Below are 20,241 nucleotides of genomic sequence, written 5' to 3' on the forward strand. Positions count from 1 at the left end.
TATGTGTAGAATCACATTGATAATATAAGAGCTCACACAAAATTTATTACATTATTTATTTCCCATACAAAATAAATCAAATTTTGATATTTAAGATATATATAATATAATGTATTGACATTATTGATTAATTATTCAAATAATCATTTTTAAATATAAAAAATTCCATACCATCAACAATATAAAGATATTATTGATGGTATGGAATGAAATTTACAACTATAATATAATTGTAATAACATAACTTTTACATGTAATGTTAAAATTTAAACTAAGTATATCATGAAATATATTGTGTTAATGTTAAACATAACATTATTTAATAAAAACAAAACAAACACTAAATTAAAAATTATTTAATTACATTAATTGTAACTTATATAAATTGATTACTTCAAAAATAAAATAAAACAATTTTATAAACTTTCAATTTAATATTTAAATATTAAAACAACACAGATTATAATAAATAATTTTTATTGAACAAAGTATACATTTATATAAAAATTTACAACAATTACACTAAACTGTATCATCTCACAACTCTTTAAATAAAGATACTAGTTGTTTGTATGAAAAAAAATAAAACAAAAGTACGCATTACTAAATGGGTATTATTCATCAGTTTCATGATATTGTTCATTAGGTTAATATACGCTTCTATAAATGCCTGGAATTATCATAAAAATAACGATGGAAATAATACCATTATATCAAATAATAAAATCTAACTGTTTATACTGAAAAACAACATTTATGATTAACCTCTATTAAAAATAAAAACTAACCAATTTTCCATTTTCTACTCATAAAAATTATAAATAATAAAAAATTTTTATAACATATTTTACTTAAAATAAAACAACCACATAATGATATATATTTATGTATTAAAATTTTTAAAACTTTTTATTAGTTGTCTATAGACATATAAATGTAATCATTAAAATTATCATTATGATAATGCCCTATATATATTAATTTCATAAAGATAACCGTTTTGCTACAATGAAATCAAGAACAAATTGTACACCATGACCTATTTTCAAATTAGTAAAAGACCATGGTAATCCCTTTCTCATAAAATTAGTGTCTCTAGCCATACTTTCTAAAGATGCCCCTACGTACGAAGCTAAATCAATTTTATTAATTATTAAAAAATCAGAACGTGTAATACCTGGCCCTCCTTTTCGAGGTATTTTATCACCTGCAGCTACATCAATAACATATAAATTTAAATCCGATAATTCAGGACTAAACGTAGCACTCAAATTATCCCCACCACTTTCAATAAAAATAATATCTAGATTCTCAAATCTATATGTTAGTTCTTCTATAGCTAATAAATTCATAGAGGCATCTTCACGAATAGCAGCATGAGGACACCCTCCAGTTTCTATACCAATAATACGATCGGCCGATAGAGCATCTGCATCTATCAAAATACGTTGATCTTCTTTAGTATAAATATCATTGGTTACTACTGCCAATTGATAATTATCTTTCATTTTTTTACACAATACTTCAAGTAATGCAGTTTTACCTGATCCTACTGGACCACCTACACCTATACGCAACGGCAGAGTACATTTTTCATGTAACAAAACACATTCCTTTAATTAAAAAATAATAATCATATAACATTTCATGCTATATAAGTATTGTATTAAAATCAAGTAATTTTAAGAACGAAATAATCGTGAATATTGTGTTTCATGACAAGACGATGCTATAGATTGCAACAAAAAACTACTTCCTAATTCATGATCCATTATTATATCCGCCTTATTCCAAGCATTTGGAAAACATTCCATTAAATATCTTAATAACTTTTGAGCAGCTCTTTGCCCAAAAGGTATCAATTTTAATCCTGCCATGATAGAAGATTCTAACATATTATATGCATATCCCAGCGCTAAATCTTTTAAGGGAATACCCCACATACACCCTAACCATGCTATTGACGCTAAACCGCTACGCTCTAAGGCTGATAACCAAATATCATCATGAGTAAGTGGATACCACTGCAATATTAACTTTGTCATTGCTTGTCCACGTTGGTTTTCTTCTAATCTAAACTCACGAGTATCACGACATGACAAAATTTTTAATACACATTGAAAAAAGCTAACTTCATCTCTAATTTGAGTATAATAGTAGCAACGCTTAAGCATAGGCCACTCTAAATGAATTAATGGTCCATCAATCCATTGTTTCTGCCATGCAGAAAAAGTTTCTACAGAATTTACCCAATTACACTCTACAGCCCACTCTAAACCTCGTGAATAAGCGAATCCCCCTACAGGAAAATTAGAACTAATCAATTGCATTAAAGATAACAGTGAATTTTCACTCTGAGTAACACACATAACGTAATTAGGATCATGTATTCAGAAATTATTTATATAGATATTACTTAAATTTTTAAATTATTATTATACATTATTATATATAATTAATTATATAACATTGTGCAACGTATATTTATTCAGCCATAACATAAAAATATAAAAATATGATGAACGCTCATTCTATCATAACAACAATTCTTCTAAATAAACCTTTAAAAAGACATCTATTACAGATCTGAAGTCTATAAATTTAACCACATAATACAATTACAAAATACAATTAAATATAACTAAATATTATAAAACACATATATAAATTTATTACCGTAAAACTACAGCACAATCTACAATAAATATCGATATTATAGCAATAAAAATAAACTTTTAAGTAAACAATAAAACAGTATTCGTCATTACGAATATGCATGCATTCTAGCATAGAATAGCGCTAAATACTAAAATAAAAAATAACGTTGTGACATAGGTAATGAAAATGCAGGTTCACAAGTTAATAACTCTCCATTTGCACGTACTTGATAAGTCTGAGGATCTACTTCAATAATTGGTTGCCAAGAATTATTGATCATATGCTTCTTTTTAATATTTCTACACTTATGAGCTTTACCAATTAAACTAGCCAACTTTAAGTGATTTATTAATTCTGAATGATAAAAAACTGCAGATACAAATGTCATACGCGTCGCATGTCTTGCATTACCACGTGCTCCAAACATTAATCGATAATGCACTGGTTGTGAAGTGGGTATAGAAGCATTAGGATCACCCATAATTGCAGAATTAATCATACCACCTTTAATGATTAATTCTGGTTTAACTCCAAAAAAAACAGGAGACCATAATACTAAATCTGCCAACTTTCCTATTTCAATAGAACCAACCTCATGAGAAATACCATGAGTTATTGCTGGATTAATGGTATATTTAGCAATATACCGTTTTACACGAATATTATCGTTATATTTGTCATCCCCCGATAATGAACCTCTTTGTAACTTCATTTTATGAGCTGTTTGCCAAGTACGTAAAATAACTTCTCCAACTCGCCCCATAGCTTGAGAATCAGAAGAAATCATAGACAAAGCTCCAAGATCATGTAGAATATCTTCAGCAGCGATTGTCTCTTTACGAATTCTAGACTCTGAAAACGCCATATCTTCAGGCAGATTAGGATTAAGATTATGACAAACCATCATCATGTCTAAATGTTCATCTATTGTATTAATAGTATAAGGCATGGTAGGATTAGTAGATGATGGTAAGACATTATTACATCCGCACATACGTATGATATCTGGAGAATGTCCACCACCTGCACCTTCAGTATGATAAGCATGTATCGTTCTACCCTTAATTGCAGATAAAGTATCTTCAACAAATCCTGATTCGTTTAAAGTATCAGTATGAATAGAAACCTGAACATCAAAATTATCGGCCACATTTAAACAACAATCAATGGCTGCGGGGGTTGCTCCCCAATCTTCATGAACCTTTAAACCAATAGCCCCAGCAATTATTTGTTCTTCTAAAGCCTTAGGCAAAGAGGCGCTACCTTTACCAGTAAACCCGATATTAACAGGTAAGGAATCTGCTACTTGCAACATACGAGATAAAAACCAAGGACCTGGAGTACAAGTTGTTGCATTGCTTCCTGTTGTTGGCCCAGTACCTCCTCCAATAAATGTAGTAATTCCAGAACATAACCCGTCTTCTACTTGTTGAGGACAAATAAAATGAACATGAGAGTCAATGCCTCCGGCAGTAACTATTTTACCTTCTGCGGCTATTATATCAGTACCAGGTCCAATAAATATTGTTACATCTGGCTGAATATCTGGATTTCCTGATTTACCAATACCCGTTATACGACCATTATTTATACCAATATCTGCTTTTACTATACCCCAATAATCAATAATTATTGCATTAGTTAATACCAAATCAACACAATCTTTACTACTCATTTGTCCTTGACCCATTCCATCTCGTATAACTTTTCCTCCTCCAAATTTTACTTCTTCTCCATACACAGTGAAATCTTTTTCTACTTTTATCCACAATTCAGTATCAGCTAATCGTACCGAATCTCCTATAGTCGGTCCGAATAAAGAAGCATACTCATGCCTGGATAATACACTATTCATAATTAATCTAATTTACCCATAATAGTTTTACAAAATCCATAAATTTTACATACACCTGCATATTTTACAAGATCTACAGTTCTAGACTGCCCTGGTTCAAAGCGAATAGCTGTTCCAGATGGAATATTTAAACGAAAACCACGAGCAATAACTCGATCAAATTTTAAAGCAGTATTAACTTCATAAAAATGAAAATGGGAACCAATCTGTATAGGCCTATCCCCACAATTAACAACAGTTACTAACGCTCGCTGTCGTCCAGTATTTAACTCTATATTCCCATCAGAAATATATAATTCACCTGGAACCATAATATAATGTACTCATTTAATTATTATTAAATTATCGGATCGTGTATCGTCACTAATTTTGTCCCATCAGTAAAAGTAGCTTCCACTTGTACATTGGTGATCATCTCAGGGACTCCCACCATAACATCGTCTCTAGTTAATATATTCTTACCTATATCCATTAATTCAGCAACATTCTTTCCCTCACGAGCTCCTTCTAAAATTACAGAACTAATTAATGCTATTGCTTCTGGATAATTTAACTTCAAACCTCGATTACGGCGTCTTTCTGCTAATAACGCCGCCGTAAATAATAATAATTTATCTTTTTCACGGGGTAATAGCTTCATATATAAATTTTCTCTACCTACTCATGTCGACCAAATACGAGGTATTGTCACTTCTCTTCCAATTACAAAAGGGCGTATCGCATACCAAATACGACAAAGTATTTTTTTTAAACATTGATTATCATTACCTAATAATCGTACTACAAGAATATTATCTAATAATGTAGCACCTCCTATTTGAAAATGTTTAACCGATGTAATAAGTTTTCGCACTGTATCTAATATTTTTTCATCTGATGGAATAGCAAAAAGTAAAGCACTTATCTTAAATCCACCTAATTTCACAATACAATTAGATTCATTAATCTGCAATCTTTCTTGTAAACCAACAGAATTAGATAAACAAATATTTAAAAAAACATCTACCTCTTCTGGATAAATATAAATACCTAATGATGAATTTACAAAACATAACATTTCAAATGATATAATTCTAGATCCTTGTTCTATAATAAAAGTAGTATCTATTTTTGCTTTCGTTTTGGGGAAAAAAATACTGCTTTGAGGGACCCATTCCAAAGCAGTATTACGCTCTAATGTAAATGTATGCTTCTGAACTGCACAGATACCATTACTACGATAAAATTTAGAAGAACCAGGTGTCGTCAATAATGCTCTACTTCCTGATTCCAACTTAACATCTAGTGTCAATTTATCTCCCCCAACCAAACCACCAGGAGGATGCAATAAATATACATGTGGAGTATTATCATTTTTCGAGTAAAAACTTTTCTTTACATAAAACGGACCAGTGTGCTTACTAAGTGTAAGCACACTGGTCCCCTTGCGCAAAGCAAAATTTAATTCAAGCTCTCCTAACCAACCATCAATCAAATTCTGAGATAATTTATTATTCATTTAAAATTAAATACAAAACATTTTTAAAAATTAAAATGAAACCCACACATAAAATTACTCTTATAACAAAATCCCATCTATTTTATTACATAAAACAATACACACATACTTTTTTAAACATACACACCTTTATTACTAGAAAATAAACTTTCTCATAAAATAATACTACTATACTACAAATTCACATTAATAAACAATTTTTAGATATATACATTACACAACACATTTTATAAAAATAAACTATAAAAATCTGAATTCTTTACTAATTTTTAATCAACGATAAATAGACAGAACTATACAATATTTTTAATCATTATAAGTACATTGAACATCTAAAATTATTCAACCAAAGATTGTATAAACCAACAAAAATTATTAAAAATTTCTAAACTTAAATAATATAACAACATATTTATTCCCATTCAATAGTAGCCGGAGGTTTAGAAGAAACATCATATACTACACGAGATATCCCCTCAACCTCATTAACAATACGATTAGACACTTTATTTAAAAAACCATAAGATAAATAAACCCAACGTGCCGTCATAAAATCGGTGGTCTCTACTGCACGTAAAGAAACTACCGATTCATACTTACGCTGGTCCCCTTGTACCCCCACTGAATGTATCGGTAAAAAAACTGCAAAAGCCTGACTAATCTTATAATATAAATTATCACGCTTAAGTTCCTCAATAAAAATAAAATCTACCTTACGTAAGATATCGCAATATTCTCTTTTTACTTCCCCTAAGATTCTAATAGCCAAACCAGGGCCTGGAAACGGATAGCGATACACTATACTATGAGGTAACCCCAATTCTAACCCAATACTACGAACCTCATCTTTAAATAAATTTCTTATGGGTTCTAGTAACTTAACATTCATAATTCCTGAAAAACAACCTACATTATGATGCGACTTAATCACATTTTTGAAAGAAGATAAAGACATACCAGATTCAATAACATCCGAATATATAGTACCTTGAACTAACCATTGTATAGGCACTAAATTACGAATTTGTTCTTCAAAAACTTCTGTAAAAATCCTGCCAATTATTTTTCTTTTTTCCTCTGGGTCAATAACTCCAATTAAAGCATCTAAAAATAGCTGTTCTTTTGATACATAAATAATATCTAAATTATAATTTTTATCACAAAAATTCTTAATTCGATCAAATTCACGATGTAATAATAACCCATTATCAATAAAAATACAAATGAACTGATTACCTATTGCACGTTGCAACAACAAAGCTGTAACAAAAGAATCAATTCCACCTGAAAATCCAAGTACTACTTTATCATTACCCACCTTCACACGAATATCCATAATAATATTATCAATAATATTAGTTATCTTCCATGAAGATTTACATGAACAAATACACATAATAAAACGTTCTAAGATATTTTTACCTTTTTTAGTATGAGTTACTTCCGGATGAAATTGCACACCATATAAACGCTGATCCTCATTAGCCATAACAGCAACTTGCTGATATTTATTAATACCAATAACAGTAAAATTTGGGGGAACAGTGGTCACTATATCTCCATGACTCATCCATACATCCAATACCGAGTGACCTGTAATATCATCAACATAATCATATATGTCATTTGTAAGAATACTTTCAGTAATAAGGGTTATTTTAGTACAACCAAACTCGCGCTGAGTTGTTAAATGTTGCACCTTCCCACCCAACTGCTGCGACATAATCTGCATACCGTAACAAATTCCAAATATAGGTATACCCAATTGAAATACAAATTCAGGAATAGATGGAAAATTAAGATCAATAACGCTATGAGGACCTCCCGAAAGAATAATACCACTAGGATTAAATGAATATATTTGCGATTCACTAACATCCCAGGAAAAAAATTCAGAATACACACCCAACTCACGGATTCTTCGTAACAATAATTGAGTATACTGAGATCCAAAATCTACCACTAAAATACGATGATCACTACATTTTATATTATGGTTTATTCTATTATTCAAAATAACCATTTATTACCTAACCAAAATATTTAATGATATATTAATAATACATTTTAAACTAAATAAATACCACAACTATCTATTATACACATAATACATAGACAAATAGTCATGTTAAACGATAATTAGGAGATTCTTTCGTTATAATTACATCATGTACATGACTTTCCTGCATACCAGAAGGACTCACACGAACAAATTTAGCCTGTGTTCTTAAATCATGAATAGTCATACAACCTGTCAAACCCATACAAGATCGTAATCCCCCCATCAATTGATGTACAATAGTTTCTAATTTACCTTTATAAGGAACACGCCCTTCTATACCTTCCGGCACCAATTTACAAGCAGCAACAGCGTTATCCTGTTGTTGAAAATAACGATCAGCAGAGCCCTTATGCATAGCTCCTAAAGAACCCATTCCACGGTAAGTTTTAAAAGATCTACCCTGATAAAATTCTATATCTCCTGGCGATTCTTCTGTTCCTGCCAGTAACGAACCAATCATGACGCAATGCGCACCTGCAGCTATTGCTTTAGCAATATCTCCAGAAAATCTAATACCTCCATCTGCAATAATTGGAATATCTGTATCTTTTAACGCTTCTGCTACATTAGAAATAGCTGTAATTTGAGGAATTCCTACACCAGTAACAATACGAGTTGTGCAAATAGAACCAGGTCCAACACCAACTTTCACAGCACTAACACCAGATTTTACTAATGCCAAAGCACCATCTTTAGTAACAACATTACCCCCCACAACAGGTAAATTAGGATATAATTTACAAACCGTCTCTATACATTTTAAAACCCCATCTGAATGTCCATGTGAAGAATCAACTAACAATACATCTAAACCAGCATTAACTAGCCCTGCAACACGTTCTATGCAGTCACTCCCCACTCCAACAGCAGCACCAACACGTAATCGTCCATAATCGTCCTTACATGCATATGGCTTTCGTTCCGCTTTTTCAAAATCTTTCGCAGTAATCATACCTTTAAGATGAAACAAAGAATCAATTAATAAAATCTTTTCTACTCTCTTATCATGCATTTTTCTTAAAACTATTTTCCGGTTTTCTTTTTCTAATACTGTAACTAAACGCTCCTTAGGAGTCATAACAGAAGAAACACAACTTGATAAATCACTTACAAACCTAACATCACGACTTGTAATTATCCCTACCAGTTCATTCGTACCTACCACAACAGGATAACCGGCAAACCCATTACGAGAAGTTAATTCTTTCACTCGTAACAAAGTTGTATCAGGAGCAACACATTGCGGATTAGCTACTATTCCGCTTTCATAACGCTTAACACGATGTACTTCACTAATTTGCTGCTCCAAAGACATATTTTTATGAATAAAACCTACACCACCTTCTTGCGCTAAAGCAATAGCTAAACCTGATTCTGTCACTGTATCCATAGCCGAAGACACAATAGGAATATTTAAGGAAATAGAATTAGTTACTAAACTATCCAGAACAGCCTCTGCAGGAAGTACCTTAGAATAAGACGGCACAATGAGCACATCATCAAAAGTCAAGGCTTCTTTTTCAAAAGAAAATATCACACTAATCTACACTTATCTTCAAATATTTACATACCGTAACAACCTAATAACTATAAACTAACCTACCCTACAACAAACATAACCTCAATATTGAGGTTATGTCTTATACCCCAGCGGACTTGATTCTATCATGAATTATGTAATTGATCAAGTTTTAATGTATGAGTTGTTTAAAATTAATAATTTTAAATTTTATAAAAATTATATGTATATTTTTGTGTGGGTATTGTTGTAATGGAAGCTTTTGTATAAAATGTTTATGTTTGTAGATTTGTTGGTTGGTAATAGTTTTTGGTTTAATGGGATATATGTTGTGTTTGGTGGTTTTAAATTTGAATTAATGTTGATTAGTTTTGTACTTAAAGATTAAATATATAATTAAATACTGAGATGTGGTATGTTGAAGTGATGTTTTTTGGATGTGTATGTTATTCCTGATTTTTAGTTGTATTACAAGTATATTTGGTAAGTATGTTGGTTATGGTGTTGTTCAGGTAAGGTAATGCTATTGAGTGATACAAAATGAGTAATATTGTAGTTGTGGATAATAAACAACATCATTTGGTTAAAATTGAATCTTCCGTGGATGTAGTTTTAGTTGGCGCTGGTATTATGAGCGCTACATTTGCTATGTTTTTGACAATTCTTGAACCAACTTGGAAAATTCATATGTATGAACGTCTTAATGAGGCAGCACGAGAAAGTTCTAATGTATGGAATAATGCTGGGACTGGGCATGCGGCGTTTTGTGAGCTTAATTATACACAGTATAATTATAAGGATTCCTCTGTCGACATTTCAAAAGCTGTTGCTGTTAATGAAGCTTTTGAAATGTCGCGTCAGTTTTGGGCATATTTAGTAGAAACAAAGGTTCTTAATAATCCAAGTTCTTTTATTAATAATGTGCCACATATGAGTTTTGTTTGGGGAGAAGAAAACGTTTCTTTTTTAAAAAAACGTTTTAAAGCATTGCAAAATAGTATTTTGTTTAGTGGTATGGTTTATTCCGAGGATTTTCAGCAAATTCATAAGTGGGTTCCTCTTATTATTAATGGACGTAATGTATCTCAAAAAATAGCGGTAACTCGTATGGAAATGGGTACAGATATTAATTTTGGAGCGCTTACTCAGCAGTTATTGAGTGAGTTGAAAAAAAGTTTAAATTTTAAATTATATTTACAACACGATGTTTATCGTATAAGACATAATTTTGATAAAACTTGGGATGTACATATAATTGATCGACAGTATAGTCAAAAAAAGTGTATTCGTTCAAATTATGTGTTTATAGGGGCTGGGGGCAAGTCAATTAGTCTTTTGCAAAATTCTGGCGTGCCGGAAGTTAAGGGGTATGCTGGATTTCCAGTGGGTGGTCAATTTTTAGTTACAAAAAATAAGAGAATAGTTGAACAACATTTAGCGAAGGTATATGGAAAAGCACCTGTTAATACTCCTCCAATGTCGGTACCTCATATAGATACCAGGATATTGAATGGTAATAAGGTTTTATTATTTGGACCGTTTGCTACTTTTAGTAGTAAATTTTTGAAATATGGGTCATGGTTAGATTTGTTTTATTCTTTAAATAGGTATAATTTGCTTCCAATATTTCAGGTTGGGATAGATAATTTTGGTTTGTTGAGATATTTAATTGGTCAATTAATTATGTCGGATATGCAACGTATTGATGCGCTTAGAGAATATTATCCGACAGTTAATCCATCAGATTGGACCTTAGTTAAAGCAGGACAACGTGTTCAAATTATTAAAAGGAATAATGAAAAAAGAGGTGTGTTGCAATTTGGAACAGAGGTGGTTAGTTCTAATGATGGAACTTTGTCAGCACTTCTTGGTGCATCTCCGGGAGCATCTACTGTAGTTTCGATAATATTAGAACTTCTAAGTACGATGTTTAATAAAAAAATTGATAGTGATTCTTGGAAAAATAAAATTATAGATATGATACCATCATATACTAGCAAATTAGATGGTAATGTTATTTTGTTAAATAAAATTAGACGGTATACTTGTAATGTTTTGGAATTAAATTATATGGAGGCGAAAAATAACACAAATATGGGGTGTTGTTAGTAGTTACAATGTTTTTGAGCAGAATATCAGCAGGAATTCTAGATTATATGCAGGTTTGTGTATTTTAAAAATATTATTTTTATTTGTTGATAAATGGATTAACAGTATCTTTAAATTGTATGTTCAATAAAATACCTGTAATATCTAATGTGTGATAGAAGTATTTTTTTAAATATCTTTTGTAGCTATTAGGCAATTTACTAACGTGATTTCCATGAATTATTAAAGTTAATGGGTTGTCTTTGCCAACGTGCACATATTTGGGTTTGATTTTTTTGCCATATAGAAGTGGGGGAGGAGATTTAGAAACAGCTTCATATAGAATATTAATTAAACGTGTTGTACTAATAGTTTTTGTAAAAGATGATGAATGTAGATGTGTTTTTTTAATTGATTGAAATAATTTTTTAATACCGTTTCCGTGCAATGCTGAAATAAAGTGTATTTTGGCAAAATTAATAAAATTTATTTTTTCGCATAGGTTTTTTTTGGTTTTCTGACGTAGATCTGGGGATATTTTATCCCATTTATTAAAAATAATTATTAATGCTTTACCATTATTTACAATAAATCGCAATAAGTATAAATCTTGATCAGATATCCCCAGATCTACGTCGCCCATAAATAATAAGATGTGTGCAGTTTTGATAATTTGGTGTGTTTTAGAAATAGAAATTTTTTCTGCTACGTTGTCTATTTTTTTTCTTTTTCGTACTCCTGCTGTGTCAATTAGTGTATATTTTTGTTTATTGTATATAATGGGTATATGAATGCAATTTCGAGTAGTTCCTGGTGTATTACAGGTAATCATGCGGTTTTTTCCTAAAATATAATTAATAAAAGTAGATTTTCCGGAATTAGGTCGTCCTATAACAGCTAATGTGGTGCTAGTAAGATTATTTTTTTTATTGTCATATGATGATGAATTTACGCAGTTTGTATGGATAGTTTCATTTAAATTAGTTTTAGGTGTATTATTTTTATAGTTTTTTGAAATTAGTAGAGATATATTTTTTAATAAATTATTAATTCCGTTTCCGTGAATTGCAGAAATAAAGATAATATTTTTTATGTCGAAAGAATAGTAATCCCATACAATATTATTTGTATGATATGGAATATCATCAATTTTATTAATAACAATGAATATAGGTTTTTTTAATTTTTTTAAAAAATTGATGATATCGTAATTTACGGATGTTCCTATAGATTGTCTATCCATAAGGAATAGTACAATATCAGCTTCTTTTATCGCTGAAATTGTTTGATGAGTTATATAATTTTGAATATTTTCTGTTTTTATATTATAATGTAATCCGTCAACGCCTCCAGTGTCTATTAGAATAGATTTAAATTGCTTACATTGAAAGTAACCATATTGTCGGTCTCGAGTTAATCCTGGATAATTAGAAATTAAAGCATCATGTGTATGTGTTAATCTATTAAATAGAGTAGATTTTCCTACATTTTTTTGTCCAATTAATGTAATAATGGGGAACATTTTTTAATCCATAAAATATATGTATCTATAAATACTGATATCAGTATTAGGCTACATAATTAAAATTTAATTAATTTTTTGAATAATTATATATAATATTACAGTATGATTATAGAGTATGATTCATACTAGTTTAGTAAATGGTTATGATATGGTGTTAATAACTTAAGTTTGATTTATAAATAGTATATTTTTTAATTTTTCAATAACTTTATCGTGTTGTAATGTTTCTTGAGTGCCTAATTGCAAATTTTTTAGTATAACTGTTTTTGTAAGATAATTTTTTTCATTTATGATTAATATGGTTCGTGTGTTATGTTTGTTAGCGGCATGAAGTTGTTTTTTTATATTATTTTTTCCATGGTGTAACATTAATCGTATAGATGGCAATATTGAGTGAATATGTTCAGATAGTAATATTGAATATTTTTTAGCATTATTTCCTAAGCTAATTAAATACACGTCAATATCACTGTGTGTGTTATTTTTATTTAAAAAATCATTATTATTAATTTCTCGTATCAACAAAATTACACGTTCTAATCCTATGGAAAATCCTACAGCAGGGACTGAATCTCCTCCTAATTCCTGAACTAATGCATCATAACGGCCACCAGCACAGATAGTTTTTCTTACCCCTAAGCTATCGGTGACCCATTCAAAAACTGTTTTATTATAGTAATCTAAGCCGCGTACCAAATATGGATTAATTGTATATGGTATTTCTAATAGATCTAATAATTGGCACAATTCAGAAAAATGAGCATGCGAATCATTATCTAAATAATCACTTAATACGGGTGCATGAAGTAATAATTCTTTGGTGTTACTATTTTTTGTATCTAATATTCGCATGGGATTAGAATATAAACGACGTAGCGAATTATGATCTAAATTTTTTGAGTGTTTTTCTAAAAAGGTTATTAATTTTTTTCGATAATTTGATCTAGATGATAATGAACCAATTGAATTTAATTCTAACGATAAATGATGGCTAATTCCTAATTGTTTCCAGCAACGAGCAGTAATTAAAATTAATTCAACATCTATGTCGGGTCCTATTTGTCCAAAAGCTTCGGCACTAAATTGATGAAATTGTCTATAACGTCCTTTTTGAGGACGTTCATAACGAAACATTGGACCAAGATACCATAGACGTTGTTCTTGTTTATAAAAAAGTCCGTGCTTGATACCTGCTCGAACGCATCCAGATGTTCCTTCTGGGCGCAATGTTAAGCTCTTATTATTACGATCATTAAAACTATACATTTCTTTTTCTATTACATCTGTCATTGCTCCAATTGAGCGTTTGAATAAGTTTGTATCCTCAACAATAGGAAATCTGATTTCCTTATATCCATAACTATTTAGTATGGTTGTAAATGTATTTTCTACGTGTTGCCATATAGTTATGTCTTGTGGCAAACAATCATGCATGCCACGAATAGATTGGATCTTTGTATTATATTTAATCATGTATTAATCTTTGATTATTTATTTATTGCGCTTGATATAGTAGCTAGATTATTTTTATTTATTGATTCAGATTTGGTTCTAATACGTTGTTCTAATTCTTCAACGATTGACATATTATCACATTTTTTTTGTTGTCGTATACCATCTTCATATATACCACTTTTGTTACGCGCTCCGGCGACACCAATTGTTGATTTCAATGCTTCTCCCGGTCCATTGACTACACATCCAATAATAGATACATCCATGGGTGTTGTAATATCGCTTACTTTTTGTTCTAAAGCATTAACTACATTGATTACATCAAATTCTTGTCGGGCACATCCTGGACAAGCTATAAAATTAATGCCATGAGCACGAATCTTTAAAGCTCTTAAGATATCAAATGCTACTTTAACTTCTTCTATAGGATCTGCGGCTAATGATATACGTATTGTATCTCCAATTCCTTCATGTAATAAGAAACCTAACGCTATTGCAGATTTTACTGTGCCATTGCGTAAAGCTCCCGATTCAGTAAGACCTATGTGCAATGGTTGATCTATTTTAGACGCTAAGATACGGTATGCTTCTACTGTTATTAGTACGTCGGAAGATTTGACGCTGACTTTAAATTGGTGGAAGTTTAATTTGTCTAAAATATCTACGTGTCTCATTGCTGATTCTAATAAAACATGTTCTGTCGGATTCCCGTCATATTTTTTTTGTAAATCGCGTTCAAGAGAACCAGAGTTTATACCAATGCGAATAGGTATGTTCTTATCTTGGGCGCAGTGTACTACAGATCGAATACGTTTATTATTTCCGATATTACCAGGATTAATACGTAAACAATCTGCTCCATATTCAGCTGCTTTTAGTGCAATGCGATAATCAAAATGAATGTCTGCTATTAATGGAATATCAACTGTTTGCTGTTTAATTATTTTGAAGGCTTCAGCTGCATCCATAGTAGGTATTGATATTCTAACAATATCCACTCCTACTTTTTTTAAGGCATTTATTTGTTTAATTGTTTCTACTATATTTATAGTACGAGTGTTAACCATAGATTGTACTGCAATAGGCGCTCCATCTCCAATAGGAATATTACCAATATAAATACGTGTAGACTTTCGGCGAATAATGTTCGCGATATTATTCATAATTTCTCCAATGTTTTCATATTATAAAACTAATAAATAATATTTATAGATATAATCATTATTTATTGATGTATTTATTGGTTATTACTTATATATTAAATAATTCTATTTATGTTCAGTATATCGATTTTCCCATATTAAAAGACTTGATTATAAACAGAAATCATATTATTAATTTGTGTTGGTATAGAAAAATAAATCATTATTATTTATTTTTATTAAATTTTATGATATGTATTCTATTTATAGTGAGAATAAGAATCATCTAGATTAGAGGAATTTTAAACCAATACCATCTTATTTAATAGTTCTTAAATAAGATGGTATTGGTTTAATGCTGAATCATATTATAATTTATACGGTTGATTACTTCCCCTGTTAATTGTCCACAAGCAGCATTAATATCTGCGCCTCTTATTTTTCTTATAATAGTTACTATATTATGTTTTAATAAGACCTTAAGAAAAGCGTGAATACGCACATGTGAGCTGCATGTGTATTGTACGTTAGGAATTGGATTCCATGGAATTAAATTAATTTTACATGGAATACCTTTAAGTTTTTTTGCTAGTTGGTGGGCATGTAAAATTTCATCGTTAACATGATTCAATAATATATATTCTATTGTTACTCGACTATGACTAGCTTTAGTTTTTTTCAAATACTTACGTGTTGCTTCTAGTATACTATTAATATTATACTTTTTGTTAATCGGCATAATTTTATTTCTGATGAGATCATTTGGAGCATGTAGAGATATAGCGAGTGGTATATCGATCATGTCTTTTAGTTTTATTATACCTGGGACAACTCCAGCAGTTGAGATAGTAATATGTCGTTTTGAAAATCCAAAACCAAAATTATCTAACATAATTTTTATTGCTGATACAACATTAACAATATTTAATAATGGTTCGCCCATTCCCATAAATACTATGTTAGTAATAGGGGGGCTATTTTTTATTTTAATGTATTTATCTAGAGCAATGAGTTTTGATATTCTCCAAATTTGGCCAATAATTTCAGATACATGTAGATTTCTGTTAAATCCTTGCTTTGCTGTTCCACAAAAACTACATCTCAAAGGACACCCAATTTGCGATGAAATACATAATGTGGTTCTCATATTTTCAGGAATATAAACTGTTTCTATTTGTTGTTGATCAACTTTCATAGCCCATTTAATTGTCCCATCTGAAGATAGTTGTTTTTTTGTAATTATTGGCGCACGAATTTCTGCTATTTTATTTAATTTTGCTTTTAGAGATTTACTTAAATTTGTCATTTGATTGAAATCATCACAATAATCATGGTACATCCATTTCATTATTTGATGAGAACGAAAAGGTTTTTCATCTAATTTAGATAGAAAAATTATTAATTCTTCTTTGTTCATATTCAGTAAATTAACTTTTTTAATACACATAAAATATATCTCTAACGATTAATTTTTATAAAAATTTATATTGGTTATTAATTTAATATTTAATTAGGATGGGATCGGCATAAGATTAATTAAATTATAATTTTATTGGTTTTATATTTTTAAAAAGTGTATTTGTATTTTTTGTTGATATCATGATTAGTAGTAAATTTCAGTATTTGAAATTGTTCTGTAAATAATTTTATAATTATTTAATTTTTATTATAAGTAATACGGTATCTGTAAGTGTGGATTTTTATGTATTGAAGAAATAATAAATTTCGCGTATAGCTGATTTCTTAGAATCTGATCCATGAACAGCATTTTTGGTGCAATCGTAACCATAATCAGATCTGATAGTTCCTGCCAACGCATGCTTTGGATTAGTAGCTCCCATAATTTCTCTATTCCGTTGTATTGAATTATTACCTGCTAGTATTTGTACAAATATTGGCCCAGAAATCATAAAATTTATTAGACTTTCAAAAAAGGATTTTTTTTGATGTTCGCAATAAAACTCGGAAGCTTGTGTACATGTCAGCTGTAGCACCTTAGCTTCTATGACAGAAAGACCAGACGTTTCAAATCTACTAATTATAGATCCAATTATTTTTTTAGCAACTGCATCAGGTTTTATAATTGATAGCGTATGTTCTTTAAAAAACATAAAATTCCCCTGTCAATTTTTATTTTAACGTTATACAACATGAGTATACAAAACAAAAAATTTAGTATCAATGTATATTGGTAGAAAATCCATGTAGTTAATGATAACATGAAAGATTAAATCTTAAAGTAGACGCACATTGGTTTGATATATTATAGAATGTATAATGTTTTCATAAAATTTTTTACTAATCTAATTATACAACTAAGATATTTATATTAATAATATTTATTATTGACGCCTAATATTTATGAGATGTCTTTAGTTTATATTAAATAATAATATACAGTAATATTTAAATTATAATTAGTTATTTAAAACAATTAATAAAATACATAGAAATAAGAACTTTAAAGTACGGAAGATGTTGTTTGAAAATTATTTGTTATTTATATATGTAAACAGTACTAATAGCATTCCTAATTTTTATAGATATATTACTTATTTCAATAATTGTATGTTTGAGAATAAATTGATTATTTTGTAGTATTACAAAATTATAATAAGTTTATCATTGCGTTTAATTTTACAACAGTAGCGACAATGTGATGAATAGCGTATTCTATTTCTTCTTCAGTAGTAAATCGTCCTAAAGAAAATCTAATTGAATTATATGCTAGTTCATTATTTCTTCCTAAAGCTTGTAATACGTGTGATGGATTTAAAGTACCAGAGGCGCAAGCAGAACCAGAGGATAATGCAAAATCTTTTAATGCTATCATGAGTGTTTCGCCGTCGATATGACTAAAACTAATGTTTAATAATGTACCTATACTATGATCTAAATCACCATTAATTAACACCCCTTCAATTTGTTGTAACCCTTGCCATAAACGGTTTCTCATTTTTTTTAAATAAATCATTTCTGTTGTCATAGTTTCTTTAGCTAAACGATACGCTTCGGCCATTCCGACAATTTGATGCACTGGTAATGTTCCGGAACGTATACCGAACTCATGTCCTCCACCATGCATTTGAGCGATAATATTAATTTTTGGATTCCTATCTCGTCGTACATATAAGCCACCAATACCTTTTGGGCCGTATAATTTATGTCCATTGAAAGACATTAAATCTACCGGTAATATAGATAAATCAATGTGTAATTTACCGACGCTTTGTGTTGCATCTACATGAAATATTATGTCGTTTAGACGACATAATTTACCAATTTTTGTGATATCTTGAATGATCCCGATCTCGTTATTCACATGCATAATAGATAATAAGATTGTATCATCACGTAGAGCATTACTGATTTGATTAAAATTAATTAATCCATTGGGTTGTGGAATTACGCGAGTAATTTTAAATCCTTTATTTTCAAGATATTGGCAGGTATCTAAGACTGATTTATGTTCTGTCATACTTGTAATAATATGTTTACCTTTTTTATGATAAGCTTGAGCTATTCCTTTAATAGCTAAATTTACTGATTCGGTAGCTCCTGAAGTAAAAATTATTTCATTTGATTCAGCTCCTATTAATCGAGCAATTTGTTTACGAGCTATATCTACGGCTTCTTCAGCTTTCCATCCATAATAATGAGAACGAGAAGACGGGTTACCAAATATGCCGTCTAGGGTAAAATATTGTGTCATTTTTTCTACTACTCTTGGATCTACTGGAGTAGTAGCAGCATAATCAAAATATATTGGCAGCTTCATCTAACAATACTCCAAAAATTAAAAATTTATTCTGATGTAGAAAATAAAATTATAGCAATTATTGCTATCTATATACTAGATTAGTTAAATATTACAAATATATATTCATTTTTGTTTGGACGTGTATTTTGTGTTAGAACGTTATTCTATATGAAATTATTATTCATTACTATATAAAGCAACAAAACCTGTTTTTATTTTTTATTTTGTAAGTGACTTAATTTAGATATATGTATCATATTGCGCCAATACTATTAATAATTTGAATTAATTGATTTCAAAGATGCTATTTTTAATAAAAAATCACAAATATTGCGCTAAATATTTAGAAAAACATTTAGATAAAAAATAAATGATTAAAGTATTTATTGTTTTAAATAATATTAAAATTAATTGTTTAAAAACTAATACTGTTAGTGAAAACAACAAGTTTTGTTTTAATGATAAAAAATATAAATGATTGTATATCAATATACATATTATATGTATATGCTGTTATTGGGATATTGTCGTGAAAGATTGAATTTTAGCTAAGTTAAACAACATAACAATTAAAGATATATATAACTACATATTTAAAATGAAATAAATATTCTTATTTTTAAATTTTAAAGATTTTTAATGATTATATATTTAAAATGTATTGTGTAATGAACATTTA

At 29.6% G+C, this 20,241-nt stretch carries 15 protein-coding genes; 1 reads left to right on the forward strand and 14 read right to left on the reverse strand.

Annotated features, from left to right (window positions below; all coding sequences use genetic code 11):
* Window positions 1-983: 983 nt before the first annotated feature.
* The 8 genes from ureG to guaB all read right to left on the reverse strand — a co-directional run bounded on the left by ureG (window position 984) and on the right by guaB (window position 9,607).
* Entirely contained in the window at window positions 984-1,604 is a 621-nt protein-coding gene (ureG, locus tag M9400_RS00170) for an urease accessory protein UreG (protein ID WP_250232438.1), read from the reverse strand.
* 78 nt (window positions 1,605-1,682) lie between these two features.
* A complete protein-coding gene (locus M9400_RS00175) occupies window positions 1,683-2,330 on the reverse strand; it encodes an urease accessory protein UreF (RefSeq protein ID WP_250232439.1) in 648 nt (215 codons plus the stop codon).
* A gap of 476 nt (window positions 2,331-2,806) precedes the next feature.
* Window positions 2,807-4,513 (reverse strand): urease subunit alpha, encoded by a 1,707-nt coding sequence (gene ureC, locus M9400_RS00180; RefSeq protein ID WP_250232440.1) that lies wholly within the window; start codon window positions 4,511-4,513, stop codon window positions 2,807-2,809.
* Between the two features lie 2 nt (window positions 4,514-4,515).
* Window positions 4,516-4,824, reverse strand: a complete 309-nt coding sequence (locus M9400_RS00185) for an urease subunit beta (protein WP_250232441.1) — start codon at window positions 4,822-4,824, stop codon at window positions 4,516-4,518.
* A 26-nt stretch (window positions 4,825-4,850) separates the two neighbouring features.
* Window positions 4,851-5,153, reverse strand: a complete 303-nt coding sequence (locus tag M9400_RS00190; RefSeq protein ID WP_250232442.1) for an urease subunit gamma — start codon at window positions 5,151-5,153, stop codon at window positions 4,851-4,853.
* A gap of 21 nt (window positions 5,154-5,174) precedes the next feature.
* A complete protein-coding gene (locus M9400_RS00195; protein ID WP_250232443.1) occupies window positions 5,175-6,011 on the reverse strand; it encodes an urease accessory protein UreD in 837 nt (278 codons plus the stop codon).
* A 412-nt stretch (window positions 6,012-6,423) separates the two neighbouring features.
* A complete protein-coding gene (gene guaA / locus M9400_RS00200) occupies window positions 6,424-8,034 on the reverse strand; it encodes a glutamine-hydrolyzing GMP synthase (protein WP_250232444.1) in 1,611 nt (536 codons plus the stop codon).
* Between the two features lie 100 nt (window positions 8,035-8,134).
* Window positions 8,135-9,607: an IMP dehydrogenase gene (gene guaB / locus M9400_RS00205; protein ID WP_250232724.1), complete on the reverse strand. Its 1,473-nt coding sequence runs from the start codon at window positions 9,605-9,607 to the stop codon at window positions 8,135-8,137.
* A 525-nt stretch (window positions 9,608-10,132) separates the two neighbouring features.
* On the opposite strand from guaB, the gene mqo reads away from it, so the two are divergent.
* Window positions 10,133-11,701, forward strand: coding sequence for a malate dehydrogenase (quinone) (gene mqo / locus M9400_RS00210; protein WP_250232445.1), 1,569 nt, complete (start codon window positions 10,133-10,135; stop codon window positions 11,699-11,701).
* A 79-nt stretch (window positions 11,702-11,780) separates the two neighbouring features.
* Here the strand turns inward: mqo and der are convergent, their stop codons facing one another.
* From der to M9400_RS00240, 6 genes are all read right to left on the reverse strand, one after another.
* The gene (gene der / locus M9400_RS00215) at window positions 11,781-13,202 is read right to left on the reverse strand and encodes a ribosome biogenesis GTPase Der (protein WP_250232446.1); all 1,422 of its coding nucleotides are present in this window, start codon (window positions 13,200-13,202) and stop codon (window positions 11,781-11,783) included.
* A gap of 165 nt (window positions 13,203-13,367) precedes the next feature.
* The gene (gene hisS / locus M9400_RS00220; protein WP_250232447.1) at window positions 13,368-14,678 is read right to left on the reverse strand and encodes a histidine--tRNA ligase; all 1,311 of its coding nucleotides are present in this window, start codon (window positions 14,676-14,678) and stop codon (window positions 13,368-13,370) included.
* Between the two features lie 14 nt (window positions 14,679-14,692).
* Window positions 14,693-15,823 (reverse strand): flavodoxin-dependent (E)-4-hydroxy-3-methylbut-2-enyl-diphosphate synthase, encoded by a 1,131-nt coding sequence (gene ispG / locus M9400_RS00225; RefSeq protein ID WP_250232448.1) that lies wholly within the window; start codon window positions 15,821-15,823, stop codon window positions 14,693-14,695.
* A 331-nt stretch (window positions 15,824-16,154) separates the two neighbouring features.
* Entirely contained in the window at window positions 16,155-17,249 is a 1,095-nt protein-coding gene (gene rlmN / locus M9400_RS00230; protein ID WP_250232449.1) for a dual-specificity RNA methyltransferase RlmN, read from the reverse strand.
* A gap of 253 nt (window positions 17,250-17,502) precedes the next feature.
* Entirely contained in the window at window positions 17,503-17,913 is a 411-nt protein-coding gene (gene ndk / locus M9400_RS00235) for a nucleoside-diphosphate kinase (protein ID WP_250232450.1), read from the reverse strand.
* A gap of 497 nt (window positions 17,914-18,410) precedes the next feature.
* Window positions 18,411-19,580, reverse strand: coding sequence for an IscS subfamily cysteine desulfurase (locus M9400_RS00240; protein ID WP_250232451.1), 1,170 nt, complete (start codon window positions 19,578-19,580; stop codon window positions 18,411-18,413).
* Window positions 19,581-20,241: the final 661 nt, after the last annotated feature.

It is taken from the genome of Blochmannia endosymbiont of Camponotus sp., assembly GCF_023586085.1.
Lineage (GTDB): Bacteria > Pseudomonadota > Gammaproteobacteria > Enterobacterales > Enterobacteriaceae > Blochmanniella.

What these genes read in the sequence shown, in the direction of transcription:
- M9400_RS00175 (WP_250232439.1), bottom strand. Translation starts at nt 2,330, where the DNA reads ATGCAATTGATTAGTTCTAATTTTCCTGTAGGGGGATTCGCTTATTCA.
- ureC (WP_250232440.1), bottom strand. Translation starts at nt 4,513, where the DNA reads ATGAATAGTGTATTATCCAGGCATGAGTATGCTTCTTTATTCGGACCG.
- M9400_RS00185 (WP_250232441.1), bottom strand. Translation starts at nt 4,824, where the DNA reads ATGGTTCCAGGTGAATTATATATTTCTGATGGGAATATAGAGTTAAAT.
- M9400_RS00190 (WP_250232442.1), bottom strand. Translation starts at nt 5,153, where the DNA reads ATGAAGCTATTACCCCGTGAAAAAGATAAATTATTATTATTTACGGCG.
- M9400_RS00195 (WP_250232443.1), bottom strand. Translation starts at nt 6,011, where the DNA reads ATGAATAATAAATTATCTCAGAATTTGATTGATGGTTGGTTAGGAGAG.
- guaA (WP_250232444.1), bottom strand. Translation starts at nt 8,034, where the DNA reads ATGGTTATTTTGAATAATAGAATAAACCATAATATAAAATGTAGTGAT.
- mqo (WP_250232445.1), top strand. Translation starts at nt 10,133, where the DNA reads ATGAGTAATATTGTAGTTGTGGATAATAAACAACATCATTTGGTTAAA.
- der (WP_250232446.1), bottom strand. Translation starts at nt 13,202, where the DNA reads ATGTTCCCCATTATTACATTAATTGGACAAAAAAATGTAGGAAAATCT.
- hisS (WP_250232447.1), bottom strand. Translation starts at nt 14,678, where the DNA reads ATGATTAAATATAATACAAAGATCCAATCTATTCGTGGCATGCATGAT.
- ispG (WP_250232448.1), bottom strand. Translation starts at nt 15,823, where the DNA reads ATGAATAATATCGCGAACATTATTCGCCGAAAGTCTACACGTATTTAT.
- rlmN (WP_250232449.1), bottom strand. Translation starts at nt 17,249, where the DNA reads ATGTGTATTAAAAAAGTTAATTTACTGAATATGAACAAAGAAGAATTA.
- ndk (WP_250232450.1), bottom strand. Translation starts at nt 17,913, where the DNA reads ATGTTTTTTAAAGAACATACGCTATCAATTATAAAACCTGATGCAGTT.
- M9400_RS00240 (WP_250232451.1), bottom strand. Translation starts at nt 19,580, where the DNA reads ATGAAGCTGCCAATATATTTTGATTATGCTGCTACTACTCCAGTAGAT.